Origin of the sequence: Pseudomonas sp. BN411 (assembly GCF_029871235.1) — a bacterium.
Lineage (GTDB): Bacteria > Pseudomonadota > Gammaproteobacteria > Pseudomonadales > Pseudomonadaceae > Metapseudomonas.
The window spans coordinates 150,513-177,142 of sequence record NZ_SSOM01000082.1 but is presented as its reverse complement, the minus strand read 5'-3'; the positions used below and the strand labels follow the sequence as shown (position 1 = coordinate 177,142).

The 26,630-nt window shown below is 64.3% G+C and carries 24 protein-coding genes and 4 tRNA genes; 8 read left to right on the top strand and 20 right to left on the bottom strand.

Features of this window, described 5'->3' with window-relative positions:
• Window positions 1-236: 236 nt before the first annotated feature.
• The gene (locus E8F06_RS25700; RefSeq protein ID WP_280372117.1) at window positions 237-1,568 is read right to left on the bottom strand and encodes an OprD family porin; all 1,332 of its coding nucleotides are present in this window, start codon (window positions 1,566-1,568) and stop codon (window positions 237-239) included.
• A gap of 314 nt (window positions 1,569-1,882) precedes the next feature.
• Window positions 1,883-2,311 (bottom strand): TOBE domain-containing protein, encoded by a 429-nt coding sequence (locus tag E8F06_RS25695; protein ID WP_280372116.1) that lies wholly within the window; start codon window positions 2,309-2,311, stop codon window positions 1,883-1,885.
• A gap of 149 nt (window positions 2,312-2,460) precedes the next feature.
• Here E8F06_RS25695 and E8F06_RS25690 point away from each other — a divergent pair, with 149 nt between their 5' ends.
• Both E8F06_RS25690 and modA read left to right on the top strand, forming a co-directional pair.
• On the top strand, window positions 2,461-3,273 hold the full coding sequence (locus E8F06_RS25690; RefSeq protein ID WP_280372115.1) for a TOBE domain-containing protein: 813 nt from the start codon (window positions 2,461-2,463) through the stop codon (window positions 3,271-3,273).
• A 49-nt stretch (window positions 3,274-3,322) separates the two neighbouring features.
• Window positions 3,323-4,078 (top strand): molybdate ABC transporter substrate-binding protein, encoded by a 756-nt coding sequence (gene modA, locus E8F06_RS25685; RefSeq protein WP_280372114.1) that lies wholly within the window; start codon window positions 3,323-3,325, stop codon window positions 4,076-4,078.
• A 74-nt stretch (window positions 4,079-4,152) separates the two neighbouring features.
• Here the strand turns inward: modA and E8F06_RS25680 are convergent, their stop codons facing one another.
• The 4 genes from E8F06_RS25680 to E8F06_RS25665 all read right to left on the bottom strand — a co-directional run bounded on the left by E8F06_RS25680 (window position 4,153) and on the right by E8F06_RS25665 (window position 8,229).
• Entirely contained in the window at window positions 4,153-4,692 is a 540-nt protein-coding gene (locus tag E8F06_RS25680) for a hypothetical protein (protein ID WP_280372113.1), read from the bottom strand.
• A 121-nt stretch (window positions 4,693-4,813) separates the two neighbouring features.
• Window positions 4,814-6,370 (bottom strand): alkyl hydroperoxide reductase subunit F, encoded by a 1,557-nt coding sequence (gene ahpF, locus E8F06_RS25675; RefSeq protein ID WP_280372112.1) that lies wholly within the window; start codon window positions 6,368-6,370, stop codon window positions 4,814-4,816.
• Window positions 6,371-6,543: 173 nt separating this feature from the next.
• The gene (gene ahpC, locus E8F06_RS25670; RefSeq protein ID WP_190827504.1) at window positions 6,544-7,107 is read right to left on the bottom strand and encodes an alkyl hydroperoxide reductase subunit C; all 564 of its coding nucleotides are present in this window, start codon (window positions 7,105-7,107) and stop codon (window positions 6,544-6,546) included.
• A 156-nt stretch (window positions 7,108-7,263) separates the two neighbouring features.
• A complete protein-coding gene (locus E8F06_RS25665) occupies window positions 7,264-8,229 on the bottom strand; it encodes an NAD(P)H-quinone oxidoreductase (protein ID WP_280372111.1) in 966 nt (321 codons plus the stop codon).
• A 126-nt stretch (window positions 8,230-8,355) separates the two neighbouring features.
• Between E8F06_RS25665 and E8F06_RS25660 the strand changes: the two genes are divergently transcribed.
• Window positions 8,356-10,437, top strand: coding sequence for a carboxy terminal-processing peptidase (locus E8F06_RS25660; protein WP_280372110.1), 2,082 nt, complete (start codon window positions 8,356-8,358; stop codon window positions 10,435-10,437).
• Between the two features lie 83 nt (window positions 10,438-10,520).
• Complete coding sequence (locus E8F06_RS25655) at window positions 10,521-12,266, top strand: bifunctional diguanylate cyclase/phosphodiesterase (RefSeq protein WP_280372109.1); 1,746 nt, start codon at window positions 10,521-10,523, stop codon at window positions 12,264-12,266.
• Window positions 12,267-12,289: 23 nt separating this feature from the next.
• On the opposite strand, the gene E8F06_RS25650 is transcribed toward E8F06_RS25655, so the two are convergent.
• From E8F06_RS25650 to E8F06_RS25640, 3 genes are read right to left on the bottom strand one after another with little or no spacing between them, the layout of a single operon-like run.
• Entirely contained in the window at window positions 12,290-12,757 is a 468-nt protein-coding gene (locus E8F06_RS25650) for a sel1 repeat family protein (protein WP_280372108.1), read from the bottom strand.
• On the bottom strand, window positions 12,757-13,122 hold the full coding sequence (locus tag E8F06_RS25645) for a hypothetical protein (protein WP_280372107.1): 366 nt from the start codon (window positions 13,120-13,122) through the stop codon (window positions 12,757-12,759). Before E8F06_RS25645 ends, E8F06_RS25650 begins: the two co-directional genes overlap by 1 nt.
• Window positions 13,119-13,433 (bottom strand): helix-turn-helix transcriptional regulator, encoded by a 315-nt coding sequence (locus tag E8F06_RS25640; RefSeq protein ID WP_280372106.1) that lies wholly within the window; start codon window positions 13,431-13,433, stop codon window positions 13,119-13,121. The genes E8F06_RS25645 and E8F06_RS25640 overlap by 4 nt, the downstream gene beginning before the upstream one ends.
• Before the next feature lie 121 nt (window positions 13,434-13,554).
• Between E8F06_RS25640 and E8F06_RS25635 the strand changes: the two genes are divergently transcribed.
• The gene (locus tag E8F06_RS25635) at window positions 13,555-14,316 is read left to right on the top strand and encodes an ABC transporter substrate-binding protein (protein ID WP_280372105.1); all 762 of its coding nucleotides are present in this window, start codon (window positions 13,555-13,557) and stop codon (window positions 14,314-14,316) included.
• On the opposite strand, the gene E8F06_RS25630 is transcribed toward E8F06_RS25635, so the two are convergent.
• The 6 genes from E8F06_RS25630 to E8F06_RS25605 form a co-directional block, all read right to left on the bottom strand.
• On the bottom strand, window positions 14,304-14,738 hold the full coding sequence (locus E8F06_RS25630) for a DUF1232 domain-containing protein (RefSeq protein WP_280372104.1): 435 nt from the start codon (window positions 14,736-14,738) through the stop codon (window positions 14,304-14,306). The genes E8F06_RS25635 and E8F06_RS25630 overlap by 13 nt on opposite strands.
• Before the next feature lie 369 nt (window positions 14,739-15,107).
• Window positions 15,108-15,818, bottom strand: coding sequence for an FKBP-type peptidyl-prolyl cis-trans isomerase (locus E8F06_RS25625; RefSeq protein ID WP_280372103.1), 711 nt, complete (start codon window positions 15,816-15,818; stop codon window positions 15,108-15,110).
• Between the two features lie 214 nt (window positions 15,819-16,032).
• Window positions 16,033-16,109, bottom strand: a tRNA-Asp gene (locus tag E8F06_RS25620).
• A gap of 15 nt (window positions 16,110-16,124) precedes the next feature.
• A tRNA-Val gene (locus tag E8F06_RS25615) sits at window positions 16,125-16,200 on the bottom strand.
• Window positions 16,201-16,270: 70 nt separating this feature from the next.
• A tRNA-Asp gene (locus E8F06_RS25610) sits at window positions 16,271-16,347 on the bottom strand.
• Window positions 16,348-16,362: 15 nt separating this feature from the next.
• Window positions 16,363-16,438 (bottom strand) — tRNA-Val (locus E8F06_RS25605).
• Between the two features lie 159 nt (window positions 16,439-16,597).
• On the opposite strand from E8F06_RS25605, the gene rdgC reads away from it, so the two are divergent.
• On the top strand, window positions 16,598-17,518 hold the full coding sequence (rdgC, locus tag E8F06_RS25600) for a recombination-associated protein RdgC (protein ID WP_280372102.1): 921 nt from the start codon (window positions 16,598-16,600) through the stop codon (window positions 17,516-17,518).
• A 178-nt stretch (window positions 17,519-17,696) separates the two neighbouring features.
• Window positions 17,697-18,011, top strand: a complete 315-nt coding sequence (gene sugE / locus E8F06_RS25595) for a quaternary ammonium compound efflux SMR transporter SugE (RefSeq protein WP_190827484.1) — start codon at window positions 17,697-17,699, stop codon at window positions 18,009-18,011.
• Window positions 18,012-18,054: 43 nt separating this feature from the next.
• On the opposite strand, the gene E8F06_RS25590 is transcribed toward sugE, so the two are convergent.
• The 5 genes from E8F06_RS25590 to E8F06_RS25570 form a co-directional block, all read right to left on the bottom strand.
• Window positions 18,055-19,929 (bottom strand): MFS transporter, encoded by a 1,875-nt coding sequence (locus E8F06_RS25590; RefSeq protein ID WP_280372101.1) that lies wholly within the window; start codon window positions 19,927-19,929, stop codon window positions 18,055-18,057.
• Between the two features lie 281 nt (window positions 19,930-20,210).
• Complete coding sequence (locus E8F06_RS25585; RefSeq protein ID WP_280372100.1) at window positions 20,211-20,540, bottom strand: AzlD domain-containing protein; 330 nt, start codon at window positions 20,538-20,540, stop codon at window positions 20,211-20,213.
• Complete coding sequence (locus tag E8F06_RS25580; RefSeq protein WP_280372099.1) at window positions 20,522-21,253, bottom strand: AzlC family ABC transporter permease; 732 nt, start codon at window positions 21,251-21,253, stop codon at window positions 20,522-20,524. Before E8F06_RS25580 ends, E8F06_RS25585 begins: the two co-directional genes overlap by 19 nt.
• A gap of 36 nt (window positions 21,254-21,289) precedes the next feature.
• Window positions 21,290-22,129, bottom strand: coding sequence for an AraC family transcriptional regulator (locus E8F06_RS25575; RefSeq protein WP_280372098.1), 840 nt, complete (start codon window positions 22,127-22,129; stop codon window positions 21,290-21,292).
• Between the two features lie 5 nt (window positions 22,130-22,134).
• Window positions 22,135-22,704: a GNAT family protein gene (locus E8F06_RS25570; protein ID WP_280372097.1), complete on the bottom strand. Its 570-nt coding sequence runs from the start codon at window positions 22,702-22,704 to the stop codon at window positions 22,135-22,137.
• Between the two features lie 251 nt (window positions 22,705-22,955).
• On the opposite strand from E8F06_RS25570, the gene E8F06_RS25565 reads away from it, so the two are divergent.
• Window positions 22,956-26,435 (top strand): PAS domain-containing hybrid sensor histidine kinase/response regulator, encoded by a 3,480-nt coding sequence (locus tag E8F06_RS25565; RefSeq protein ID WP_280372096.1) that lies wholly within the window; start codon window positions 22,956-22,958, stop codon window positions 26,433-26,435.
• Window positions 26,436-26,630: the final 195 nt, after the last annotated feature.

Sequence of the window (26,630 nt, the reverse complement as noted above, 5' to 3'; positions counted from 1 at the left end):
CCTCGTTGGGCTTCGCTGCGCTCTGCCCAACCTACAAAAGCCCCTCTCCCTGGCACTTCCCTGTGGGGGCGAATTCATTCGCCAAGGGCGGCGCAGCGGCCCCGTAGGTTGGTCCGAGCCTGCGAGGCCCAACGCGGCCGGTCACAGGCGCCGCAACGTTGGGTTTCGCTGCGCTCTACACCAACCTACGCAAGCTGTGGAGCGATCGTAGGGTGGGCTTCAGCCCACCACCGTCCTTACAGCAGCGTCAGGGTGTAGCTGAGGATCAGGCGGTTCTCGTCCTGGTCGCGGGCGGCGTCGCTGCGCAGGGCGGCATTCCGCCAGGACAGGCCGAGACCCTTCAGCGGGCCGTCCTGCAGCACGTAGTCGAGACGGAAGTCGCGCTCCCACTCGCCCTGGTCGCTGCCCTGGGTCTCGATGTTGCTGCCCTTCAGGTAGGTGCCCACCGCCTTCAGCCCCGGCACGCCGAGCTTGGCGAAGTCGTAGGCGTATTCGGCCACCCAGGTGCGCTCGCCGGCGCTGAGGAACTTGCCGATCTGGCGGTCGGTGATCAGGTAGGCGGTGGCGCCGTCGCCCTGGTTGAGGAAGGGGAAGGCGCTGTCGCCGGACACCTGCTGGTAGCCCAGGCTGGCCGCGTGGCCGCCGAGGGTGTAGGTGAACAGGGCGCTCCAGGTGCGGTTGTCCACCTCGTAGCGGTCCGGGTCGTTGGTCGCCCAGTTGCCCGCACTGCGGAAGCCTTCGCGGCGGCCGGCGGCGCTGGCGTTCTTGCCGTCGGAATCGCTGTAGAAGTAGCGCAGGTCGGACTTCAGCGCGCCCACCGGCAGCGCCCAGTTGTGGGTCAGGCCGACGAAGTGCTGCTGATAGAAGTCTTCCAGGTTGCCGTAGTAGTACTGCGCGACCAGGTTGTCGCTGACCTTGTAGTCGCCACCGGCGAAGTAGAACTTGTTGACGAACTGGCCGGTGCGGGCGTTGTTGGCGCCGGCGATCGACAGGCCGCGGGCGTCGCTGGAGTTACGCCCCTTGGCGTGTTCCAGCTGGCCGCCGATCAGGGTCAGGCCGGCGATCTCGCTGGAGGTCACCTGGCCGCCCTCGAAGGTCTGCGGCAGCAGGCGGCCGTCGTTGTAGGTCACCACCGGCAGCTTCGGCAGCAGGGTGCCGAGGCGCGCTTCGGTCTTGGAGAAGCGCACCTTGCCGGTCACGCCCAGGCTGCCGAAATCGTCCTTGGCGCGGCCGTCGTTGTCGGTGGGGAACACGGTGCCGCCGTAGTTGGCGCTGGTCGGGTTGTAGTGGCGGCCCTTGCCGGAATCCAGCTTCACGCCCAACAGGCCGAGGGCATCGACGCCCACGCCGACGGTGCCTTCGGTGTAGCCGGAGGCGTAGTTGAACAGGAAGCCCTGGCCCCACTCTTCCTGCTTGGACGGCGCGGCGGTGCCTTCGCGGTTGTCCGAGTTGATGTAGAAGTTGCGCAGGGTCAGGCTGGCCTTGCTGTCTTCGATGAAACCGCCGGCGGCGGCCTGCTGGGCCAGCACGCCGAGGGCAACGGCCAGGGCGAGGGACGATTGGTGCATTCGGGTCACTCCATTTTCTTGAGGTCTTGAAAGGTCCCACCCGAACGCCCGGTTGCCTCTATCGCTGTATTGTTTTGTATATAGCGATAAGCGAACATCAGCAGCACCGGGGCTTCCGGTCTGTTCAGCAGGGGCGGTTCAAGGTTGCGTATCGGCGACTGAGAAAGCCGAAAAGCGCGAGACGGCGTGCATAACGCCAAAACTTGACTTCAAAGTCAAATTCTTTCAAGAATGCGACCGCACCGGCCGACCCAAGGTCAGCCGGTGGGAATGCGGACAGTCGGGCCGGGACTTCAGGTTCCGGCCCGCTGGTGTCAGGCAGGTACGCCGAGGATGACGTGGGAGGCCTTGATCACGGCTGTCGCGTTGACGCCCTTGGCCAGGCCGAGTTCGGCCACGGCTTCACGGGTCACCACGGAGGTGACCTTGGCGCCACCGGGCAGCTCGATCACGACTTCGGAGTTCACGGCCCCGGCGTCCACCGATACCACGGTGCCGTTGAGGCAGTTGCGGGCAGACAGGCGGATGTCGCTGCCATCGGTCATGAGCATCACCCAGGGTGCCTTGACCAGGGCGATGGCCTCCTTGCCGACCGCCAGGCCGAGGGATTTGACGCTCTGCAGGGTAACGACGGCCACCAGACTGTCGCCGCCGGGCAGGGCGAGCACGACTTCCGCGTTAACCGCGCCTTCTGTCAGGGCGCTGATGGTTCCTTTGAATACGTTGCGGGCACTTACTTTCACAGGATTTTTCCTCCGTGTTTCGAGAAGTCACGAATGGCGCTATATAGCGTAGTAAATAGCGAGAACAGGACCGGCCAAGACTCTAGATCCGGCACTTATAGCGCCTCAACCACAACGACCGATTTCATCCTCACTCCTGCGAGCCACCCATGACTGCACCCCGCTTCCTCGCCCGCATGTCGCTGGAAACCGCCATTGGCGCGGAGTTATCCGGTACGCGCATCCGCTTGCTGGAGCAGATACAGCTCAAGGGCTCGATCAACCAGGCAGCCAAGGCCGTGCCGATCTCCTACAAGGCCGCCTGGGAAGCAGTGGACACCCTGAACAACCTCTCCCCTACTCCGCTGGTCATCCGCGTCAAGGGCGGTCCGCAGGGCGGCGGCACCGAACTGACCGATTACGGCCGCAAGGTGGTGGCGATGTACCGCGCGCTGGAAGGTGAATACCAGGCCACTCTCGACCGTCTGGCCGGACAGCTCGACCACAACGGCCCCGAAGACATCCAGGCATTCCAGACCCTGATGCGGCGCATGCGCCTGAACAGCAGTGCGCGCAACCAGTTCTCCGGATTCATCGACGAACTGGTGGAAGGCCCGGTGGAAGCCGAAGTCTGTATTCGCCTCGATCCGCAGACCGAGATCGTCACCGTGGTCACCCGCACCAGTGTGGAAAACCTGGGCCTGGCGCCGGGCATGGAAGTGCTGGCAATGGTCAAGGCGTCCTCGGTGATGCTCAGCACTGAGCGCGACGTGCGAATGACTGCGCGCAACCAGCTCTGGGGCGAGATTTCTCTGATCCACGAAGGCCCGGTGAACAACGAGGTGACCCTCGACCTGCCGTCCGGCCGCAGCATCACCGCGGTGGTCACCCAAGCCAGTTGCGAGGCGCTGGGCCTGCGCCCCGGCTTGCCGGCCTGCGCCTTCTTCAAGGCTTCCAGCGTGATCCTCGCCAGCCATTTCTGAATCGCCAACAACGATGAACACCACACAACCCACAACAAGGAGTCATCCCATGAGTCATCGCCTCACCCGCGCCGCTGCCGCGCTCGCCGCCCTGTTCGCCCTGGGCAGCGCCTCGGCTGCCGAAGTCCAGGTGGCAGTCGCCGCCAACTTCACCGCGCCGATCCAAGCCATCGCCAAGGATTTCGAGAAGGACACCGGCCACAAGCTGGTCGCCGCCTACGGCGCCACCGGCCAGTTCTACACCCAGATCAAGAACGGCGCGCCCTTCGAGGTCTTCCTGTCGGCCGACGACACCACGCCGGCCAAGCTGGAGAAGGAAGGCGATGCCGTGCCCGGTTCGCGCTTCACCTACGCCATCGGCACCCTGGTGCTCTGGTCGGCGCAGGACGGCTATGTGGATGCCAAGGGCGACGTGCTGAAGAGCGGCCAGTACAAGCACCTGTCCATCGCCAACCCGAAAGCCGCGCCCTACGGCCTGGCAGCCACCCAAGTGCTGGACAAGCTGGGCCTGACTGCGACCGTGAAGCCCAAGCTGGTTGAAGGCCAGAACATCACCCAGGCGCTGCAGTTCGTTTCCAGCGGCAACGCCGAGCTGGGCTTCGTCGCCCTGTCACAGGTGTACAAGGATGGCAAGATCACCAGCGGCTCCGCCTGGATCGTGCCGGCCGAGATGCACGAGCCGATCAAGCAGGACGCGCTGATCCTGAAGAAGGGTGAATCCAACCCGGCCGCCAAGGCGCTGGTGGATTACCTGAAAGGCCCGAAAGCCGCGGAAGTGATCAAGTCCTACGGCTATCAGCTGTAAGGACTGCGCGGGGGTGAAACACCCTCACCCCCGGCCCCTCTCCCAAAGGGAGAGGGGAGCCAGTCAGCGGCGACTCAGTCGTCGCCTTCTTCCATCGAGGCCTTGAGGGCCTCGTAGGCCGGTGCGGCGTAGATGCCGACGTCCACGGCCAGCTGCATGACTTTCTCCAGGTCGTTCTTGTAGACCAGCACGCACTGCAGCTCGTCATCCAGCGGCTCGCTGAAGTCCACCAGCACGTAGCCGCCCTTTTCCGGGTAGAGGCTGCCCATCTGCACCTGGATGCGGTTCAGGGCCTTGAGCGGCTCGACTTTCACCAGTTGCTTGGGCTTGAGCACGAAATTCACGCTCGGCCCGAAGGAATCCACCACCTGCTGGAACAGCTGGTCGTAGCTGTCGGCCTGGAACAGCACGGTCTCGGGCAGGCTGCCCACTACCACCCATTCGCCGACGGGGATGGGGAAGCTGTCGTCGTAGTTGATATCGGGGTTCGCAGCGAGGAAGGCATCCGCATCGGCGTAGGCCTGGGTCGCCTCGGCGGCGACACCTTCGATCTCATCCTCGGCCATGCAGCCGGAGCTGATTGCCGTAATCAATTCGATAAGTTGCTGTTTCACGAGATGAGCCCTGCCGCTTGAAGAACGAAAGCGCGAAGGATACAGGGAAGCCGCGCGGACATAAAAAAAGCGGAGGTCTCTTGCGAGCCTCCGCCACTTCAGCACACCACGCTGAGTAAAGTCAGGTCGTACGGATCAGGTGATCGAAGGCACCCAGCGACGCCTTGGCGCCCTCGCCCACGGCGATCACGATCTGTTTGTACGGAACCGTAGTTACGTCACCAGCGGCGAACACGCCGGGGATGTTGGTCTGGCCCTTGGCGTCGGTAATGATCTCGCCACGCGGCGACAGCTCCACCACGCCCTTCAGCCACTCGCTGTTGGGCAGCAGGCCGATCTGCACGAAGATGCCTTCCAGCTCCACGGTATGCAGTTCATCGGTGGTGCGGTCCTTGTAGACCAGGCCGGTAACCTTCTGGCCATCGCCTTTCACTTCGGTGGTCAGTGCGCTCTTGATGACCTTGACGTTGGGCAGGCTGGCCAGTTTCTTCTGCAGCACGGCGTCGGCCCGCAGCTTGTCGTCGAACTCGATCAGGGTGACGTGGCCGACGATGCCGGCCAGGTCGATGGCCGCTTCCACGCCGGAGTTGCCGCCGCCGATCACCGCCACGCGCTTGCCCTTGAACAGCGGGCCGTCACAGTGCGGGCAGAAGCACACGCCCTTGGCCTTGTATTCCCGCTCGCCCGGCACATTCATTTCGCGCCAGCGGGCACCGGTGGAAAGGATCACGGTCTTGGCCTTGAGGCTGGCACCGCTCTCGAATTTCACTTCATGCAGTTCGCCTTCAGCCTTGGCCGGAACCAGTGCGCTGGCGCGCTGCAGGTTCATGATGTCGACCTCGTACTGCTTGACGTGCTCTTCCAGGGCGCGGGCCAGTTTCGGGCCTTCGGTCTCCTGCACCGAGATGAAGTTCTCGATGGCCATGGTATCCAGCACCTGGCCGCCGAAGCGCTCGGCGGCAACACCGGTGCGGATGCCTTTACGCGCGGCGTAGATGGCCGCGGAAGCGCCGGCAGGGCCACCGCCGATCACCAGCACGTCGAAGGCCGCCTTGGCGTTGAGTTTCTCGGCATCGCGAGCGGCGGCGCCGGTGTCGATCTTGGCGAGGATGTCTTCCACGCCCATGCGGCCCTGGCCGAACACTTCACCGTTGAGGTAGATGCTCGGCACCGACATGACCTGGCGCTGCTCGACCTCGTCCTGGAACAACGCGCCGTCGATGGCGACGTGGCGGATGTTCGGATTGAGCACGGCCATCAGGTTCAGTGCCTGCACCACATCGGGGCAGTTCTGGCAGGACAGCGAGAAATAGGTTTCGAAGGTGAACTCGCCCTCGATGGACTTGATCTGCTCGATCACGTCGGCAGCGAGCTTGGACGGATGACCGCCCACCTGCAGCAGGGCCAGCACCAGCGAGGTGAACTCGTGGCCCATGGGGATGCCGGCGAAGCGCAGGGAAATGTCCGCGCCGGGGCGATTCAGGGCGAACGACGGGCGACGGGCGTCGCTGCCATCGGTCTTCAGGGTGATCTTGTCGGTCAGGCCGACGATGTCTTGCAGCAGGCCAAGCAGCTCACGGGATTTGTCGCTGTCATCGAGGGACGCGACGATCTCGAACGGCTGGGTGACCTTTTCGAGGTAGGCCTTCAACTGAGTTTTAAGATTGGCGTCCAACATGTGCGAATTCCTTTATTGCGGGCATGAGTCACCCCTCGACGGTCGTTGCCGACCGCCCGAAACGGGATGAGGGGTGTGGTGCGAGCGGATGGCCAGGCCATCCGCTTGCCTTTACAGCGCGTAAAACGGAGTGGGAAGCGTCGTGAGCAAGCGCAACAGCTTCCCGACCGTTTTTAGATCTTGCCTACGAGGTCGAGGGAGGGAGCCAGAGTGGCTTCGCCTTCCTTCCACTTGGCCGGGCAGACTTCGCCCGGGTGAGCGGCAACGTACTGGGCAGCCTTGACCTTGCGCAGCAGTTCCTGGGCGTCACGGCCGATGCCGCCGGCGTTGACTTCAACGATCTGGATCTTGCCTTCCGGGTCGATCACGAAGGTGCCACGGTCAGCCAGGCCAGCTTCTTCGATCAGAACTTCGAAGTTCTTGGACAGAACCCAGGTCGGGTCGCCAACCAGCGGGTACTGGATCTTGCCGATGGTGTCGGAAGTGTCGTGCCAGGCCTTGTGGGTGAAGTGGGTGTCGGTGGACACGCCGTAGATTTCCACGCCCAGCTTCTGGAACTCGGCGTAGTTGTCAGCCAGGTCGCCCAGCTCGGTCGGGCAAACGAAGGTGAAGTCAGCCGGGTAGAAGAAGAATACGGACCACTTGCCTTTCAGGTTGGCTTCGGTCAGTTCGACGAACTTGCCCTGGTGGTAGGCGGTGGCTTTGAACGGTTTGACTTCGGTATTGATCAGAGACATCGCAACGTCCTCGTTGGGTTAGAAATTTACCCGACAAAGACTATTGGTTTATTCCAAAAAGATCATATTGAATGACCCCATCAGAACGATTGATTACCTCAATGCAACTCCCCAACGCCCCGTACCATGCGGGTTGGAGCGTCGGAGCAGCGGGCGTCACACCAGGCTTTCGTCCAGCAGCAGTACCAGTTTTCCTTCTACCTGGTTACTGGCCAGGGCCTCGAAAGCAGCCTCGGCATCCTTCGCGGGGAAGGCACGTTCCAGGCGCGGCTGCAGGCGGCTTTCCTCGAACAGCGGCCAGACGTGCTGGCGCAATTCGCTGATGAGATCGGCCTTGAACTGTTCGTCACGGCTACGCAGGGTCGAGCCGATCAGCTGTACCCGCTTGCCGAGCAGCAGCGCCATGTCCAGCTCAGCCTTGCGTCCACCCATCAGGCCGATGTTCACCCAGCGACCGTCGACGGCGGCCAGCGCCAGATTGAGGCTGGCGTAATTGCCTCCGACCGGGTCGAGGATCACATCGAAAGGCGCGAAGTCACGCAGACCTTCCAGGTCCTCACCACGCAGCGCGCCGCCCTGGGCGCCGAGGGATTCGCAGTAGGCCAGGCGCTCGGCCGAACCCACGCTGACCCAGCAAGGGTTGCCGAAAGCCTTGCACAGCTGGATGGCCGCGGAACCGACGCCACTGGCGCCCGCGTGCAACAGCACCTTCTCGCCGGGCTTCAGTGCCGCCAGCTGGAACAGGTTGAGCCAGGCGGTGGCATAGACTTCCGGCAGCGCCGCAGCTTCGGCCAGGGAAAGACCCTCGGGCACCGGCAGCACATGGCGTGCATCCACAACCACCTCTTCGGCCATGCCACCACCGGCCAGCAGGCAGCAGACGCGATCGCCCACCTGCCAGGCGCCGCTGCCGGCGCCGACCTCGGTGATCACCCCGGAAGCTTCCAGGCCGAGGATGTCGCTGGCCCCCGGCGGCGGCGGGTAGAGCCCCGCGCGCTGCAGCAGGTCGGCACGGTTCAGGCCAGCGGCGGCCACGCGAATCCGCACTTGCCCCACATCACAGGCCGGGCTGGCCCGCTCCCCCCACTCCACGCGTCCGTCGACGCCTTGCAATGCCTTCACGGTGCCTCCATAGTGAGCTTGGATCTGGCCCGGCGACTCGCCGGGCCTTCGCTTTGCGCCAATGGAACCCGGCGCCCTCAATTACGGCCTAATATGCGTTATCACCTGTCCCGACGTCGAATCAGCATGAAGCGCTCCCTGATCAGTTCTGCACTTGCCTTGGCCCTCAGCGTCAGCGTTCTGCCGCTGCATGCCGCCCCAACCGCCCCGGACAGCTGGGACGCCCTTCAGCCCGACCGTGAACAGGTCATCGCCAGCCTCAATGTGGTGGAGCTGCTCAAGCGCCATCACTACAACAAGCCGCCGCTCAACGATGAGCGCTCGGTGAAGATCTACGAGGGCTACCTCAAGCTCCTCGACCCGGCGCGGATGTACTTCACCGCCGGCGATATCGCTGAATTCGACAAGTGGCGCACGCGTTTCGACGACCTGCTGAAAAGCGGCGACCTGGAACCCGGCTTCGTCATCTACAAGCGCCATCTGGACCGCCTCAAGGAGCGCCTGGACTTCGCCCTGGCGATGCTGGATCAAGGCGTCGACAAGATCGACTTCACCGTCGACGAAAGCCTGGAAACCGACCGCGAGAAAGCGCCGTGGGCCAAGGACCGCGCTGCCCTCGACGATCTCTGGCGCAAGCGCGTGAAGGACGAAGTCCTGCGCCTGAAGCTAGCCAAGAAGGAACCCAAGGCCATCCAGGAGCTGCTGATCAAGCGCTACAAGAACCAGCTTTCGCGCCTCGACCAGACCCGTGGCGAGGACGTGTTCCAGGCCTATATCAACGCCTTCGCGCAGACCTACGACCCGCATACCCAGTACCTCTCCCCGGACAACGCGGAGAACTTCGACATCAACATGAGCCTGTCCCTCGAGGGCATCGGCGCCGTGCTGCAGAGCGACAACGAGTACGTGAAGGTGGTGCGCCTGGTGCCGGCCGGTCCGGCCGAGAAGAGCAAGCAGGTCGCCCCGGCGGACAAGATAGTCGGCGTTGCCCAGGGCAATGGCGAAATGGTCGACGTGATCGGCTGGCGCCTGGACGAAGTGGTCAAGCTGATCCGCGGACCGAAAGGCTCGGTGGTGCGCCTGGAAGTGATTCCGGCGAGCAACGCGCCGAACGACCAGACCAGCAAAGTGGTCGCCATCACCCGTGAAGCGGTGAAGCTGGAAGAACAGGCAGCGAAGAAATCCGTCCTCAACCTCGAGCATGAAGGCAGCAAGTTCAAGCTCGGCGTGATCGAGGTGCCGGCCTTCTACCTGGACTTCAAGGCGTTCCGCGCCGGCGACCCCGAGTACAAGAGCACCACCCGCGACGTGAAGAAACTCCTCGGCGAGCTGCAGAAGGAGAAAGTCGACGGCGTGGTCATCGACCTGCGCAACAACGGCGGTGGCTCCCTGCAGGAAGCCACCGAGCTGACCGGCCTGTTCATCGACCAGGGCCCGACCGTGCTGGTACGCAACAGCGACGGCCGCGTCGACGTGCTGGCCGACGAGAACACCGGCGCCTTCTATACCGGCCCGATGGCCGTGCTGGTCAACCGCCTGTCCGCCTCGGCCTCGGAGATCTTCGCAGGCGCCATGCAGGACTACCACCGCGCACTGATCATCGGCGGCCAGACCTTCGGTAAAGGCACCGTGCAGACCATCCAGCCGCTGAACCACGGTGAACTGAAGCTGACCCTGGCCAAGTTCTACCGCGTCTCCGGCCAGAGCACCCAGCATCAGGGCGTACTGCCGGACATCGAGTACCCCTCGGTGGTGGATACCAAGCAGATCGGCGAGAGCGCCCTGCCCGAGGCCATGCCCTGGGACAGCATCCGCCCTGCCATCAAGCCCGAGCTGGACCCGTTCAAGCCGTTCCTGGCCGAGCTGAAGTCCCGCCACGACGCGCGCACCGCGGATGACCCGGACTTCGTCTACAGCCGCGAGCGCCTGGCGCTGGCCCAGAAGCTGATGAAGGACACCGTGGTCAGCCTCAATGAGGCCAAGCGGCGCACCGAGCAGGCCGATATCGAAGCCAAGCAGCTGGCGATGGAAAACACCCGCCGCAAGGCCAAGGGCGAAGAGCTGCTGAAGGAGCTCAAGCCTGAAGACGAGGATGCCGTGCCGGTGGAAGAGGAAAAGACCAAGCCGGAAGACGACGCTTACCTGACCGAGACCGGGCAGATCCTGCTGGATTACCTGGGTTTGAACGCCGCAGTGGCCAAACATTGAAATGATGTCATAACGCCGTCACATAACTGTCGTGAAATCCGGGGGCCGCGAATGCGGCCCCTTTCTTTTTCACGAGTAACAGCATGACCGTCACCGAGCAGTTGAGCGCGCTGGGTCTGATCCTCGCTCACGGGGACTTGCACAGCCTGTTCCAGCCAATCCTGTCGCTGTCGGAACGGCGCATCCTCGGTTACGAGGCACTGACCCGCGGCCCGTCCAACAGCCCATTGCATCCACCGGTAACCCTGTTCGCCGTGGCACGTCATGCCGGACGCCTGAGCGAACTGGAAATGGCCTGCCGCAAAAGCGCATGCCGCCGTTTCAAGGAACTCAAGCTCGACGGCCTGCTGTTCCTCAACGTCTCCCCCGAATCCCTGCTCGACCCGGCGCACCAGCCGGGGCGCACCCTGAAGATGCTGCAGGCATTCGGCATCCCGCCCAGCCAGGTGGTGATCGAGCTGACCGAACAGACTCCGACCGAAGACTTCAACCTGCTCGACACCGCCCTGCACCACTACCGCGCCATGGGCTTCTCCATTGCCCTGGATGACCTGGGAGCCGGCTACTCCAGTCTGCGCCTGTGGTCCGAGCTGCGCCCGGACTACGTGAAGATCGACCGCCACTTCATCGACGGCATCCACCAGGACTCGGTGAAGCGCGAGTTCGTCGAATCCATCCTGAAGATGGCCAAGGCCTCGCGCGCCCAGGTCATCGCCGAAGGCATCGAACTGCCGGAAGAACTGGCAGTGCTGGCGGAAATGGGCGTCGATCTGGTCCAGGGCTACCTGCTCGGCCGCCCACAGGAGCACCCGTCGCGCGATGCCCGCGCACTGCTGCCGCCGCTGGAATCCATCGGCAGCATGAACGAGGAAAGCAGCGACCTGGCCGCCCTGCTCAATGAGCAACCGGCGGTGCATGAGGACACGCCGATCCACGAGGTGCTGGAAGCCTTCCGCGCCCAGGCCAACCTCAACTCCCTGGCGGTGCTGGACGACCAGCAGCGTCCGGTGGGCATCGTCCACCGCCACCTGCTTTCGGAAGCCTTGCTGCGCCCCTTCGCTACCGACCTGTTCACCCGCAAGTCAGTCAACAGGCTGATGAGCACTGACTTCCTCGCCGTGGAGATGGGGCAATCGCTGCAGCAGGTCAGCCGCCTGATCACCAGTCGCGCACGGCAGCGCATCGAAGAGGATTTCATCATCATCCTCGACGGCCGCTATCGTGGCCTGGGGCGGGTGATCGACGTGCTCAAGCTGATTACCGAACTGAAGATCCAGCAGGCCCGCCACGCCAACCCGTTGACTCTGCTACCGGGCAATGTGCCCATCCAGCAGTGTCTGACGCGCCTGTTGCAGCAGCGTCGCCAGGCGGTGGTCTGCTACGTGGACATCGACAGCTTCAAGCCCTTCAACGACCTCTATGGCTACGCCAAGGGCGACGAGGTGCTGCTCTGCCTGGCCCAGTGCCTGAGCGAGCGGGTGGACCCGGCGCGGGATTTCGTCGGCCATATCGGTGGCGACGACTTCCTGCTGGTGTTGGGTTCGGATGATTGGCGCGCTCGGCTCAATTACCTGCTGGAGGATTTCCAGGGCCAGTGCCGGCGCTTCTATCGCAGCGATCACCTGCAAGCGGGCTGCTTCGTCGCCCATAACCGCCATGGCCAGCGCGAGGAATTCCCGTTGCTGTCGCTATCCATCGGCGTGGTGACGTTGCGGCCGGAGGACTGCGCCAGGCTGGACGCCTCGCAGCTCGCAGGACTCGCCTCGGAAGCCAAGCACCATGCGAAGGCCATGCCCGGCTACAGCCTGCACATCATCGAAGCGGATTGAAGGACTGCCGGCTCGCGGCCGGCTCAGAGGCCGAGTTCGCCCGCTTGCCGGGCGGCACGTTCGGCGGCAGCGGGATCAGGCTCCAGGCCCGGCCCGCCGTCGCGATAGAGATCGGCCAGCTTGCGCGCGGCCAGCGGATGACCGGCATCGGCGGCCAGGCTCCACCAACGCGCGGCCTCGGCGGCATCCGGCGCCTGCCGGGCATCACCGGCAAGGCTCAGTACACCCAGTTGGTAAGCCGATTTGCCATCACCACCCTGCGCGGCCAGGCGCAGCAGGCGGATGCCCTCCTCCCGCGCACCAAAGCCGTGGCCACGATGCAGCAGCAAATGGCCATAGAAGCTCTGCGCCGGAACGTCACCCAGGGCCGCCATGCGCGCGTACTGACCCTGCATCCACTGCCAGGCACGCGGCTGGGCCACCAGTTTGGGGAAGCGCATCAGCCAACGCGCTACCTGGTAGCCAATCCGCGCCCGCAGCTTCCAGAGCATCATTGCTCCGCGGGGTAACTGAACTCGAACACACGCACCACTTCAGCGGCATGCCAGGACGCCGCAGCGGTTCCATCCGGCGGACCGGAGAAGCGGCCCAGGCGTTCGACGCACTCGAAGAAGCCGGTGCGCGGCAGGCGACTGGCACCCTGGCTGATCACCAGGGAGCTGCGCAGCGGACGCTCGGCGCGCGCATCGAGGGCGGCCAGGTGCTCAAGGGCCGCAGTGAGGGTCTGCATGGCCGGAGACGGCAGCTGCAGACGTTCGATCAATGCCCGATAGGTCAGCAGATGGCGCTGACGGCGGGCATCCTCCAGTTCGGTCAACAGGGCTTGCCAATGCTGGCGGCTGATTCGCAGACTCAAGATCCGGACTCCCAGCCGGAAACCCCGAGAACGCGCGCCAAGCCGCGCTTGATGGCTTCATCAGGTTCGCGTTCGCCGCTTTCGATCAGCCCCAGGTAATGGGGACTGATGCCCACGGCGCGGGCCAGTTGCTCCAGGCTCTGGCCCTGGGCCTCGCGCAGCGACTTCAGTTGTCCGAGCGCCGTCCTGGTTGGTTCAGCGGCCGTTTCAGTGGTGCCCTGGCCGGCGGCGCGCAGCAGCGCCTGGTACTCGGCCCAGGGCAGAACCGCATATTCCGCCTGACCGTCACGCATGATCACTTGCACACTCATTGAAGCTCCCCGTGGAACGCAGTGCCGACTGCTTCAGCACCTCCATGCAGGCGGCCATCTTATCAGGCCAAGGGCCCGCAGAGGGTGAACTATACTGCGTCCACCAAGCGGGGGAAGGCTCGTGACGCGGCAATTTCGTGTAGTTCTCTGGATACTTGCCAGCCTCTGGCCCGGCCTGCTGCTGGCCCAGGAGCTGCGCTGGGGCTTCGGCCCCGCCGACGGCATGCCTTACGCACAGATAAGCGACCATGCCTTGCTCGGCGGATTCGTCTTCCGCCTTGGCGAGCGTATCGCCAAGGAGCTGTCCGTCTCGGTGAGCTTCATCGAAACCCCGAACAAGCGCATCGAGGAATCCCTGAAGAACGGCCGCATCCACCTGATCTGCAATTCCAATCCAGAGTGGATGGTGGACGCCTCCGCCTATCACTGGTCACCGCCCCTGTTCGAGGAGGAGGACGCCCTCCTCCAGCATCGCGACACCCCGAGCATCCTTGGCCTGGCCGACCTCAAGGGCAAGGTGCTGGGCACCAGCCTGGGATTCGCCTACAGCCTGCCGCTGATGGAAGCCTTCGCTAATCATGACGTGCAACGCAAGGACGTGCGCGACCTGGATACCCGCCTGAATCTGCTCAGCCACAAGCGGCTGGACGCCATCATCGACATGCGCCGCAGTCTGGCCTACGAACTGGCAGCACGCCCCGACGCTCCGCTGGTCTTCAGCCCCTGGGTAGTGGAGCGTTACCGCATCCATTGCGCCTACGGCAGCCAGTTGCCGATACCGGCGGATCGACTGGACGCCGCGCTGCAGAAGCTGCGCGACAGCGGTGAACTGGAAGCGCTGCTACAGGGCGAGCAGCGGCGCGCCGGCCTTCAGGATCGCTGAGAGTCCGGCGCCGGCAAGCGTTCCAGCGCCGCCTGAACTTCCGGGGCCTGCCCGGCTCGCCAGGCACGGAAGGCATCCAATTCGCCGCCCCAGGTCTTCAGGACCCAGGCCAACACCGCCAGGTCGTCGACGAAGCCCATCCCCACCAGCCAGTCCGGCAGCGCATCGAGCGGCGTGACGAAATAGAGCAAGGCGCCCACCACGGCGAGAAACGCTTTGGGATTGATCTGACGGTACTCCCCCCTCAGCCAGGCGTTGGCGAGGGACAGTAACAGTCGCAGGTCTTCCTTCACCGCACCGAGCCGACCGCTCTGGCTCGTGCTCTTGCGCGATACCGCCAGCAGCAGCGAAGGCAAACGCCCACCCGCGAGGAAACGCTGTGCCAACGTCAGGTAACGCTCGAAATTCCAGGGTGCTTTCATGGGTGATCCTCGGCAGAAGCCTAGCCTAGAGAGCTCGGCGCGGTTATCCACGAAATCTGTGGATAACCTTGTTAGCAGTTTTCCACAGAACGGGGAAAAGGCCCATGTCATGGGGCTCCGCGACAGATCGGGCAAATTTTACCCAGCGCCAAAAGACCAGCAAAATCAAGCATTTGACCGGACGGCCCACAATGCGACTTCAGGTCGCATTCGCTACGGGCGCGGTTACCCGGTCATGTGCATAACCGTAACACTTTCCCGACGCCCCACTCCCGATGTGACCAAAAGGTCGCTTCGTGGTTCTAGTGAGACTGCCCCAAAAACGAAAACGCCCCGTCGAGACGGGGCGTTGCGGGAACCGACTGCTGCTTACTGCTTGTCAGCGGCGTTCGGGTCCTTGATGCCAAGCAGTTCCAGGTCGAACACCAGCACCGAGTTGGCCGGAATAGCCGGGCTCGGGCTCTGCTCGCCGTAAGCCAGCTCGCTCGGGATGAAGAGCTTGACCTTCTCACCCACGTGCATCAGTTGCAGACCTTCGACCCAACCCGGAATCACGCCATTGACCGGCAGGTCGATGGGGCTGCCACGCTGAATGGAGCTGTCGAACACGGTGCCATCGGTCAGCTTGCCTTCGTAGTGAACGGTCACCACGTCGGTGGCCTTGGGCTGAGCGCCTTCAGCCTTCTTCACGATCTCGTACTGCAGGCCGGAGGCGGTGGTCACCACGCCTTCGCGCTTGCCGTTGTCTTCGAGGAATTTCTTGCCGGCTTTGGCGTTCTCGGCGTTCAGCGCGGTCATGCGCTCTTCGGCACGCTTCTGCAGGAAGGCGAAGGCTTCCACCAGCTCTTCATCCTTCAGGCGCTGTTCCTTCTTGCCGATGGCGTCTTCGATGCCCTGGGCGACAGCCTTGGGATCGAGGTCATCCATGCCTTCCTGGGCGAGGCTCTTGCCCATGTTCAGGCCAATACCGTAGGAGGCCTTCTGGGCCGGAGTCTTGAGTTCAACGCTGGTCTGCGAATCGCAGCCCGCGAGAACCAGGCCCACGAGGGCCACAGCGGCGGCCAACCGATGTTGTTTCATGCTGAATCCTTGTCTGTCGCCATGATGGCAATACGATTGAGCGGCGAGCTTAGCAGGCCGCCGCGCGGAGTGGCTATGGGCAATAAGAACGGAGCTCCGGCAATTAGTTCAGCGACTTGCGCGGCATCACGTAAGTAATGATGTCGAACTTGTGGGCACTTTCCGGAGGGCAAAGAAAAAGCCCTCAGGTATCGTTACCTGAGGGCTTTTATAGTGGCGCAGCGGACGGGACTCGAACCCGCGACCCCCGGCGTGACAGGCCGGTATTCTAACCGACTGAACTACCGCTGCGCGTAACCTTGAATATGGTGGGTGATGACGGGATCGAACCGCCGACCCTCTGCTTGTAAGGCAGATGCTCTCCCAGCTGAGCTAATCACCCAAATACGATCCAAACGGGATCGCATCTAAATTAAAAGCCCCCAGGCATTACTACCTGAGGGCTTTGAATATGGCGCAGCGGACGGGACTCGAACCCGCGACCCCCGGCGTGACAGGCCGGTATTCTAACCGACTGAACTACCGCTGCGCGTAACTGCGAGATTGGTGGGTGATGACGGGATCGAACCGCCGACCCTCTGCTTGTAAGGCAGATGCTCTCCCGGCTGAGCTAATCACCCTTCACTCTCGAAGTGGGGCGCATTCTAGAGAGGTATCCGAACCGTGGCAAGCCCCTTTTGAAAAAAAATTCTCAGGCCTTCCAAAGGCTTAGCTCAGGGTTGAGCCCGACGCCTCCCGGTGAGAATAATGCGCGCTTTGTGTCCGGAGGTTTTCCCCCTATGTGGTTTCGCAACCTGCTTGTCTATCGCCTCACCCAGGATCTGGATATCGATGCCGAGGCGCTGGAATCCGCGCTGGCAACCAAGCCGGCCCGGCCCTGTGCCAGCCAGGAGCTGACCACCTACGGTTTCGTGGCGCCCTTCGGCAAGGGCGCGGATGCGCCACTGGTGCACGTGAGCGAGGGCTTCTTCCTGATCTCCGCGCGCAAGGAAGAGCGCATTCTCCCGGGCAGCGTGGTGCGTGATGCCCTGAAGGAGAAGGTCGACCAGATCGAGACCGAGCAGATGCGCAAGGTCTACAAGAAGGAACGCGACCAACTGAAGGACGAGATCGTCCAGACCTTCCTGCCGCGCGCCTTCATCCGCAAGTCCGCCACCTTCGCCGCCATCGCCCCGGCCCAGGGCCTTATCCTGGTGGACGCGTCCAGCCCCAAGCGCGCCGAGGACCTGCTCTCCACCCTGCGTGAAGCCATCGGCTCACTGCCGGTACGCCCGGCCTCGGTGAAGATCGCCCCCACCGCCACCCTCACCCAGTGGGTCCAGACCCAGGAAGCCGCCAGCGACTTCTATGTGCTGGACGAATGCGAACTGCGCGATACCGACGAAGACGGCGGCGTGGTGCGCTGCAAGCGCCAGGACCTGACCAGCGATGAGATCCAGCTGCACCTGACCTCCGGCAAGCTGGTCACCCAGCTGTCCCTGGCCTGGCAGGACAAGCTGTCCTTCATCCTCGACGACAAGCTGGTAATCAAGCGCCTGCGCTTCGAGGACCTGCTGCAGGAGAAGGCCGAGCAGGACGGCGGCGAAGACGCCCTGAGCCAGCTCGACGCCAGCTTCACCCTGATGATGCTGACCCTGGTGGAGTTCATCCCCCAGCTCTTCGAAGCCCTCGGCGGCGAAGAGATTCCCCAGGGCGTCTGACCCTGTCGCGCCGGCCCCACCGGCGCTCCCCTGCTTGGGCAGGTCCGTCGATCCCGACGGACTTGCCCAAGCAGTCAAGATGTGCAAAATACTGCACAACGTAAGGACGACCTTACCACTCTGCGAGTGATCACCGGGGACGGCCCCGCCTCAATCTGTCGTCCATCTGGAGTTCACCATGTCCTGGATCATTCTCTTCTTCGCCGGCCTGTTCGAGGTGGGTTGGGCCGTCGGCCTGAAGTACACCGACGGTTTCAGCAAGCCGCTGCCCACTGCCCTCACCGCCCTCGCCATGATTATCAGCCTTGGTCTGCTGGGCCTGGCCATGAAGGAGCTGCCGCTCGGCACCGCCTACGCCATCTGGACCGGTGTCGGCGCGGTTGGCACGGTGATCGCCGGGGTCATCCTGTTCGGCGAATCGATGGCGCTGGTGCGCCTGCTCAGCGTCGCCCTGATCATCGGCGGCCTGGTCGGCCTCAAGCTCAGCCACTGACCGCCCCCCATGAAAAAGCCCGCCAATCGGCGGGCTTTTTCATTCAGCGGGCATCCCCTCGCAATTCGGCCACCTGCAATTGCAGGGTCTGCCGATCAGCCATTTCCGGTGACACGGGCGCACCGGCCACAAGGCGGATGTGCGACCAGAATCGCCTGAAGAAGCCCTTAGCCGGATCGCGGCTGAAGAAGCTGCCCCAGAGCCCCTGCAAGGCCATGGGAATCACCGGCACCGGGTTTTCCTCGAGGATGCGCTCGATGCCATTCTTGAACTCGTTCAGTTCGCCGTCGCCGGTCAGCTTGCCCTCGGGGAAGATGCACACCACTTCGCCGTTGCGCAGGTACTCGGCGATCTTCTTGAAAGCCGCGTCATACACCAGCAAGTCCTCGTGGCGCGCGGCGATAGGCACGGTCCCGGCAGTACGGAAGATGAAGTTCAAGACCGGCAGCTGGTAGATCTTGTAGTACATGACGAAGCGCACCGGCCGCCGCACCGCACCACCAATCAGTAGTGCATCGACGAAGGACACGTGGTTGCACACCAGAACCGCCGGCCCTTCCTCGGGAATCGCTTCCAGGCCCTTGTGCTCCACGCGGTACATGGAATGGCCCAGCAGCCAGACCAGGAAGCGCATGGTGAACTCGGGAACGATCTTGAAGATGTAGCTGTTCACCGCGATGTTCATCAGCGACACCACCAGGAACAACTCGGGAATCGACAGCCCGGCGACGCTGAGGAAAAGGATCGAGGCGACGGCCGAAACCACCATGAACAAGGCATTGAGGATGTTGTTCGCGGCGATCACCCGGGCCCGCTCGTTCTCGGCCGTGCGCGACTGGATCAGCGCGTACAGCGGCACGATGTAGAAGCCGCCGAACAGGCCGATGCCGAGGATGTCGGCGAGGATCAGCCAGGCCTGGCCGTGGCCCAGCAGCGCCAGCCAGTCATGAGGTATAGCACCCAGCGGGAACTCGCCGGAATGCCACCAGAGCAGCAGGCCGAACAGCGTCAGGCCGATGGAGCCGAAGGGAACCAGGCCGATCTCTACCTTGCCGCCCGAGAGGCGTTCGCAGAGCATCGAACCCATGGCGATCCCCACCGAGAACACGGTGAGGATCAGGGTCACCACGCTCTCGTCGCCATGCAGTAGTTCCTTGGAGTAGGCCGGGATCTGCGTCAGGTACACCGCGCCGAGGAACCAGAACCAGGAGTTACCCACCAACGAGCGCGACACCGACGGACGCTGGCCCAGCCCCAGGCGCATGATCTGCCAGGACTGGCGGAAGATGTTCCAGTCCAGTTTCAGCTCCGGCAGCGCGGCAGCCGCACGGGGGATGCCGCGGCTGGCGAGGTAACCCAGGCTCGCGGTGAAGACGATGGCACAAGCCACCACCGGCTCGTAGCGCTCGACGGACATCATGACGCCGGCGCTGATGGTGCCGGCGAGGATGGCCAGGAAGGTGCCCATCTCCACCAGGGCGTTGCCCCCCACCAGCTCATCCTCCCGCAGCACCTGCGGCAGGATCGAATACTTCACCGGGCCGAACAGCGCCGAATGTGTGCCCATGGCGAACAGCGCCAGGAACAGCAGCGGCAGGCTGTCGAAGAAGAAACCCAGCGCCCCCACCGCCATGATGGCCACCTCAGCCAGCTTGATCGCGCGGATCAGTGCGTCCTTGGCGAACTTCTCGCCGAACTGTCCGCCCAGGGCGGAAAACAGGAAGAACGGCAGGATGAACAGCAGCGCGCAGAGGTTGGTGAAGATGCTCTTGTCGCCAGAGATGGCGAGCTTGTAGAGGATGGCGAGGATCAGCGACTGCTTGAAGATGTTGTCGTTGAACGCGCCGAGCAACTGGGTCACGAAGAACGGCAGGAACCGCCGCGTGCCCAGCAGGGCGAATTGCGAGTGTTGGCTCATCTTCCTTGGTACCTGGTGGTTGGCAGTGGAGTAGCCCCATGCGACTGAATCCGCACGTCGCTGATTGGACAGCAGGACAATGGCCGAAAGCCACACTCACAGGAAAGATGTTTGTGCGAATTCGCAGACCTGGATCGTAGGAGCGAGCTCTGCTCGCGAAGCGTTCCCTGTGGGGGCGAATTCATTCGCCAAGGGCGGCGAAGCTGCCCCCAGCAGAATCGACGGGCGAACCTGCGGTCCGCTTGGCGATTGAAATCGCCCCTACAGGCCAGTTCCCCGATTCAGATCGGCAGCTGCCCCAGCGCCCAGCGCAGCAGGAAGAACAGCACCAGGCCACCGAGGATGGTCGCCAGCAGGTGGCGGCTCAGGGCCGCGATCAGGATGGCGCCAAGGCCCGCCAGCAGGTAGGCGTTATCCAGCGCCAGATGCAGGTTCTGGCCATCGGGCATCAACATTCCCGGCACTACGATGGCAGTGAGCACGGCGGTCGGCACGTAGTGCAGGCCCTGGCGCACCACCGGTGGGAAGCTCAGGTTGGGCCAGGCGAACAGGCTGTAGCGGATGGCGAAGGTAATGGCCGCCATACCGAGGATCAGGCTCCAGGTTTGCACGAGATGTCCTCCCGGATCAGATCGAGGCGATAACGACGTTCCAGCACCACCCCGACGGCGATGCCGCAGAGGGCTGCCGCCATCAGGCCCAGCTTGTACGGCAGGCCCTGGCAAGCCAACGCCACGGCGCCAGCCACCAGCGCGGCGGCTACCTGCGGCTTGTTGCGCAACATGGGCACCACGATGCCGATGAAGGTGGCGAGCATGGCGAAGTCCAGGCCCCAGGCTGCCAGGTTGGGCACCGCCTGGCCGAAGAGCACGCCCATCAGGGTGCAGAGCTGCCAGTTCAGGTACATGGCCAGGGCGGCGCCGAAGAAGTACCAGTGCTTGTGCGGCGAATCGTCCTTTTCGGCGTAGCGATGCTGGACCACGGCAAAGGCTTCGTCGGTCAGCCAGAACGCCAGCGGCATCCGCCATCGGGTCGGCAGGTGACGCACGAAGGGCTGCAGGGTGGCGCTGTAGAGGGCATGGCGCAGGTTGACCACGAAGGTGGTCAGCAGCACCACCGCTGCCCCGGCGCCGCCGCTGAGCAGGGTAATGGCGATGAACTGGGACGAGCCGGCGAACACCAGCAGCGACATGCCGAGGGTCTGCCAGGCGGACAGTCCGGCCCCGGCCGCGAGGGTGCCGAAGATGATGCCGAACGGAATGGCGCCGACGATCATCGGGACGATGTCTCGGGCGCCGTGGATGAACTCAGTGATACGGGACATGGGGCCTCCTTGTCCCGGAAGGCTAGCGGACAGCCATCAATGGGTCTTGAACGATCTTGCGCAGGCGTTGCGATATTCACCCGGCCCAACGCCATAGGCCTGTTTGAACTGACGGGTCAGGTGGCTCTGGTCGGCAAACCCCAGCTGCGCAGCAACGCCGGCCGGTGCGCAGCCGGCCTTGAGCAGGGCGCGGGCCTGGTCCAGGCGCTGCTGCTTGAGCCAGGCATGGGGCGGCATCCCGGTGGCGCGGCGGAAAGTGCGGGCGAAATGGAAGGGCGAGAGCCCCACTTCGGTGGCCAGGTCTTCGAGAGACGGCGGCTCGGCCAGGCGCGCAGACAGAATATCCCGCGCCAGCGCCACGGCCCGTGGCTCGATCCCGGCGCCGCGGGGCACGGCGACACGCGCATGGCGTCGGAACAGCAATAGAATCGCCTCGCGCCAGGCCGTCTGTACCTGAAGCGCGGGAGTGCTGTCCTCCAGCAATTGGTGCAGCCGAATGAAGGTTGCCGCTACCTCCGGGTCCTGGATAACGCTATCGGCAAACCCCGGCAGGCCGTTCATCCGGATATCCAGTTCCTCCAGCACATCCGTCACCCGTTCAAGGTCCGGATAGAAGCCCCGGTAGCGCCAGCCCTGCTCATGGGCCTTGGAACCGGTGTGCAACTCATCGGGATTGATCAGCACCATGCTGCCGACCGGCGCCAGATGGTCGCTGCCACGGTGACGGAAGCGCTGCGCACCGGACTCGATCACGGTGAACACATAGCCTTCATGCACATGGGGAGCGAAACGCTGCTCAATGTAGCGGGCATGGAGCAGCTCCACCCCGCCTAACTCGCTGGCTTGCCAGAACCGTGTCGTTTCGCCGCTCGCCATATCCATTACGCGCTGAACAGCGCCTCCAGGCGTTGCTTCACGTCCGGCCAGTCGTGGTCGGTGATGCTGTAGAGCACGCTGTCGTCGAGGCGGCCCTCGGCCAAGCGGCGATGGTTGCGCAGCACGCCCTCGCGCTGGGCGCCCAGTTTCTCGATGGCACGCTGGGAGCGCAGATTGCTGGCGGCCGTCTTCAGTTGCACCCGCACCAGCTGCCACTCTTCAAAGGCGTGACGCAGCATCAGGTACTTGATCGAGGCATTCAGGCCACTGCCATGCTCGCCGGCGGCCAGCCAGGTCCAGCCGATCTCGGCGGCCGGCAGGTTGGGGATGAAATCGGCGAAGCGCGTGGTACCCACCAGGTTGTCGCCCAGGCGGATGGCGAAGACCACTGCCCGACCTTCCCGCTGGGCGGCCAGGGCCTGGCGATACCAGTCGGGTCGCAGCGGACCGTTCATGTAGACCAGGACATCGCGGTTGGCTTCGGCCAGGGTCACCAGCGCCGGGATATCGGCCTCCACCAGCGGTTCGAGGCGCAATGCGCCGCGCTGCAGGGTGACTGGTTGTGGATTGAACATCTGCGCCCTCCTCAGGCGAAAGGACCCTGCCGGATGAGTACGTCGCGCCAAGCGGAAGTGCCGTGCAGGTGCCCGCGCGGGAAAAACGGAAAAGCGCGGGTGAACCAGCACGCTAGCAGCCCCCGTGCGGGGGCTCAATAGCGCCTGCGACCTTGGTCGCAGCGGCCTGACGAATTGCCGGCTTTGGTGCGAAACTGCTGGAAGCCGAATTCTCGCGGGCCTCCCCCGCCACCGTACCAACCGGAGTCGCAATGTCGCTGTCCAGCGGGCTGATCGCCACGGTCGCCTTCCTCTATATGGCCGTTCTCTTCGCCATAGCCTTCTACGGCGACCGCCGCAGTACGCCGCTGTCCCCGCGCATGCGCGCCTGGGTCTACAGCCTGTCGCTGGCGGTCTACTGCACCAGCTGGACCTTCTTCGGCGCCGTCGGCCAGGCCGCCGGGCAGGTCTGGAACTTCCTGCCCATCTACCTCGGCCCCGTGCTCCTGCTGCTGCTGGCGCCCTGGGTGGTGCAGAAGATGGTGCTTATCAGCAAGCAGGAGAACATCACCTCCATCGCCGACTTCATCGCCGCCCGCTATGGCAAGTCCCAGGCCCTGGCGGTGGTGGTGGCGCTGATCTGCCTGGTCAGTGTGCTGCCCTACATCGCCCTGCAGCTCAAGGGCATCGTCCTCGGGGTAAACCTGCTGATCGGTCCGAGCCCCGAAGCCTCCGGCACCCGCGCCCAGGACACGGCGCTGATCGTGTCCCTGGTGCTGGCCCTGTTCACCATCCTCTTCGGTACCCGCAACCTCGATGCCACCGAGCACCACCGCGGCATGGTGCTGGCAATCGCCTTCGAATCCCTGGTCAAGCTGCTGGCCTTCCTCGCGGTGGGTGCCTACGTCACCTTCGGCCTGTTCGATGGATTCGACGACCTGTTCGAGCGCGCCCGCAGCGCCCCGCAGCTGGACCACTACTGGTCGCAGCCTGTGGATTGGTCCTCGTTGCTGGTGCAAACGGGCCTCGCCATGCTCGCCATCATCTGCCTGCCCCGGCAGTTCCACGTGACGGTGGTGGAGAACATCGAACCCCGTGACCTGCGCCAGGCACGCTGGGTCTTCCCGATCTACCTCGCCCTGGCCGCCCTGTTCGTCGTGCCCATCGCCCTGGCCGGGCAGATGCTGCTGCCCGGCGGCGTAATCCCGGACTCCTTCGTCATCAGCCTGCCGCTGGCCGAGGCCCATCCGGCCCTGGCGCTGCTGGCCTTCATCGGCGGCGCCTCGGCGGCCACCGGTATGGTGATCGTCGAAGCCGTGGCGCTGTCGACTATGGTGTCCAACGACATGCTGCTGCCCTGGTTGCTGCGCCGGCAGAACGCCGAACGGCCCTTCGAAGTGTTCCGCCACTGGATGCTCTCGGTACGCCGGGTGAGCATCGTGGTGATCATCCTGCTGGGTTATGTCAGCTATCGCCTGCTGGGCTCCACCGCGAGCCTGGCGACCATCGGCCAGATCGCCTTCGCCTCCATCGCCCAGCTCGGCCCGGCGATGATCGGCGCGCTGTTCTGGAAACAGGCCAACCGCCGCGGCGTGTTCGCTGGCCTCGCTGCCGGCGCCGCGCTCTGGGCCTACACCCTGGTGCTACCGGTGATGGCGCGTGGCCTGGGCTGGCCGCTGGAGAACTTCCCTGGCCTGGCCTGGATGATGGCGAACCCCCTGGATCTGCCCATCGAGCCGCTGACCCAGGGCGTGGTGCTGTCCCTCGCCGGCAACTGGCTCCTCTTCGCCTGGGTATCGGTGTTCTCCCGCACCCGCGTTTCTGAACACTGGCAGGCCAGCCGCTTCATCGGCCAGCAGGTGTCCGCGCGCGCCAGTTCCCGCACCCTGCTGGCGGTACAGGTGGACGACCTGCTGATGCTCGCCTCGCGCTTCGTCGGCGAAGAGCGGGCGCGGCAGAGCTTCATCCGTTTCGCCTATCGCCTGGGCATCAGCTTCAACCCGACGCAAAACGCCAACCAGGACTGGATCACCCACACCGAACGCCTGCTCGCCGGCGTGCTCGGCGCCTCCTCGGCGCGGGCCGTGGTGAAGGCGGCCATCGAAGGCCGCGAGATGCAGGTGGAGGACGTGGTGCGTATCGCCGACGAAGCCTCCGAGGTGCTGCAGTTCAACCGCGCCCTGCTGCAAGGCGCCATCGAGAACATCACCCAGGGCATCAGCGTGGTGGACCAGTCCCTGCGCCTGGTGGCCTGGAACCGCCGCTACCTGGAACTGTTCGACTACCCCGACGGGCTGATCAGCGTCGGCCGCCCCATCGCCGACATCATCCGCTACAACGCCGAGCGCGGCCTGTGCGGTCCGGGCGAGGTGGAATCCCATGTCGCCCGCCGCCTGTTCTGGATGCGCCAGGGCACGCCACATACCTCCGAGCGCCTGTTCCCCAATGGCCGGGTCATCGAGTTGATCGGCAACCCCATGCCCGGCGGCGGTTTCGTCATGAGCTTCACCGACATCACCGCCTACCGCCAGGCCGAGCGGGGGCTCAAGGACGCCAATGAAGGACTGGAACAGCGGGTCACCGAGCGTACCCAGGAACTGTCCAAGCTCAACCAAGCGCTCACCGAGGCCAAGGGCACCGCGGAAGCGGCCAACCAGTCCAAGACCCGCTTCCTCGCCGCCGTCAGCCACGACCTGATGCAACCCTTGAACGCGGCGCGGCTGTTCTCCGCCGCCCTCGGCCACCAGCAGGACGCGCTGCCCCGCGAGGCCCGCGAACTGGTGAACCACCTGGACAGCTCGCTGCGTTCAGCCGAGGACCTGATCACCGACCTGCTGGACATCTCGCGCCTGGAAAGCGGTCGTGTCACCCCGGACCGCAACGCCTTCCCCCTCGCTTCCCTGTTCGACACCCTCGGCGCCGAGTTCAAGGTGCTGGCCCAGGAACAGGGCATGGACTTCCGCCTGCGCGGCAGCAAGCTGCGGGTGGAAAGCGACATGAAACTGCTGCGCCGGGTGCTGCAGAACTTCCTCACCAACGCCTTCCGCTACGCCAAGGGGCGCGTGCTGCTGGGCGTGCGGCGGGACGGCGACAATCTGCGCCTGGAAGTCTGGGACCGTGGCCCGGGAATCCCGGAAGACAAGCGCAAGGTGATATTCGAAGAGTTCAAGCGCCTGGACAGCCACCAGACACGCGCCGAGAAAGGCCTTGGCCTGGGCCTGGCGATTGCCGACGGCCTCTGCCGCGTGCTCGGCCACAAGCTGGAAGTGCGCTCCTGGCCGGGCAAGGGCAGCGTGTTCAGCGTCACCGTGCCCATGGCCCGTGCGCAGCAGCCCTCGCCCGTCATACAGAAGCAGGCCGAAGCCAACGGCCAGGCCCTCAACGGTACTCAGGTGCTGTGCATCGACAATGAGGACAGCATCCTTACCGGCATGCACAGCCTGCTGTCGCGCTGGGGCTGCCAGGTCTGGACCGCGCGTAATCGCCTGGAGTGCGAGCACCTGCTGGCCGAGGAAGTGCGGCCGCAACTGGCGCTGGTGGATTACCACCTGGATGAAGGGGAAACCGGCACCGAACTCATGGCCTGGCTACGCACCCGCCTGGGTGAACCGCTGCCCGGCGTGGTGATCAGCGCTGACGGCCGCGCCGAACTGGTAGCCGAAGTCCACGCCGCCGGCCTGGACTACCTGGCCAAGCCGGTGAAGCCGGCCGCGCTGCGGGCGCTGATCAGCCGGCATGTGAACCTGCGCTGAAAGACCCTTGCAAGATGCGCTGTCGTAGGTTGGGCCGGGCGGCGTTCCGCGAGCGCAGCGAAGCCCAACGTAGCGTGGCATCAGGTTTGCCCCGTTGGGCTTCGCGTAGCTCAGCCACAACCTACAGGGGGAGCACGCTTCACCGGTCCACCATTCGTGGTTCACCCAGAATCCACGCTACTCGCCAGGCGCTTT

What these genes read in the sequence shown, in the direction of transcription:
- E8F06_RS25700 (WP_280372117.1), bottom strand. Translation starts at nt 1,568, where the DNA reads ATGCACCAATCGTCCCTCGCCCTGGCCGTTGCCCTCGGCGTGCTGGCC.
- E8F06_RS25650 (WP_280372108.1), bottom strand. Translation starts at nt 12,757, where the DNA reads ATGCTCTGGAAGCTGCGGGCGCGGATTGGCTACCAGGTAGCGCGTTGG.
- modA (WP_280372114.1), top strand. Translation starts at nt 3,323, where the DNA reads ATGAGTCATCGCCTCACCCGCGCCGCTGCCGCGCTCGCCGCCCTGTTC.
- E8F06_RS25640 (WP_280372106.1), bottom strand. Translation starts at nt 13,433, where the DNA reads ATGAGTGTGCAAGTGATCATGCGTGACGGTCAGGCGGAATATGCGGTT.
- sugE (WP_190827484.1), top strand. Translation starts at nt 17,697, where the DNA reads ATGTCCTGGATCATTCTCTTCTTCGCCGGCCTGTTCGAGGTGGGTTGG.
- ahpC (WP_190827504.1), bottom strand. Translation starts at nt 7,107, where the DNA reads ATGTCTCTGATCAATACCGAAGTCAAACCGTTCAAAGCCACCGCCTAC.
- E8F06_RS25570 (WP_280372097.1), bottom strand. Translation starts at nt 22,704, where the DNA reads ATGTTCAATCCACAACCAGTCACCCTGCAGCGCGGCGCATTGCGCCTC.
- E8F06_RS25575 (WP_280372098.1), bottom strand. Translation starts at nt 22,129, where the DNA reads ATGGCGAGCGGCGAAACGACACGGTTCTGGCAAGCCAGCGAGTTAGGC.
- E8F06_RS25590 (WP_280372101.1), bottom strand. Translation starts at nt 19,929, where the DNA reads ATGAGCCAACACTCGCAATTCGCCCTGCTGGGCACGCGGCGGTTCCTG.
- E8F06_RS25565 (WP_280372096.1), top strand. Translation starts at nt 22,956, where the DNA reads ATGTCGCTGTCCAGCGGGCTGATCGCCACGGTCGCCTTCCTCTATATG.
- ahpF (WP_280372112.1), bottom strand. Translation starts at nt 6,370, where the DNA reads ATGTTGGACGCCAATCTTAAAACTCAGTTGAAGGCCTACCTCGAAAAG.
- E8F06_RS25630 (WP_280372104.1), bottom strand. Translation starts at nt 14,738, where the DNA reads ATGAAAGCACCCTGGAATTTCGAGCGTTACCTGACGTTGGCACAGCGT.
- E8F06_RS25625 (WP_280372103.1), bottom strand. Translation starts at nt 15,818, where the DNA reads ATGAAACAACATCGGTTGGCCGCCGCTGTGGCCCTCGTGGGCCTGGTT.
- E8F06_RS25660 (WP_280372110.1), top strand. Translation starts at nt 8,356, where the DNA reads ATGAAGCGCTCCCTGATCAGTTCTGCACTTGCCTTGGCCCTCAGCGTC.
- E8F06_RS25655 (WP_280372109.1), top strand. Translation starts at nt 10,521, where the DNA reads ATGACCGTCACCGAGCAGTTGAGCGCGCTGGGTCTGATCCTCGCTCAC.
- E8F06_RS25690 (WP_280372115.1), top strand. Translation starts at nt 2,461, where the DNA reads ATGACTGCACCCCGCTTCCTCGCCCGCATGTCGCTGGAAACCGCCATT.
- rdgC (WP_280372102.1), top strand. Translation starts at nt 16,598, where the DNA reads ATGTGGTTTCGCAACCTGCTTGTCTATCGCCTCACCCAGGATCTGGAT.
- E8F06_RS25580 (WP_280372099.1), bottom strand. Translation starts at nt 21,253, where the DNA reads ATGTCCCGTATCACTGAGTTCATCCACGGCGCCCGAGACATCGTCCCG.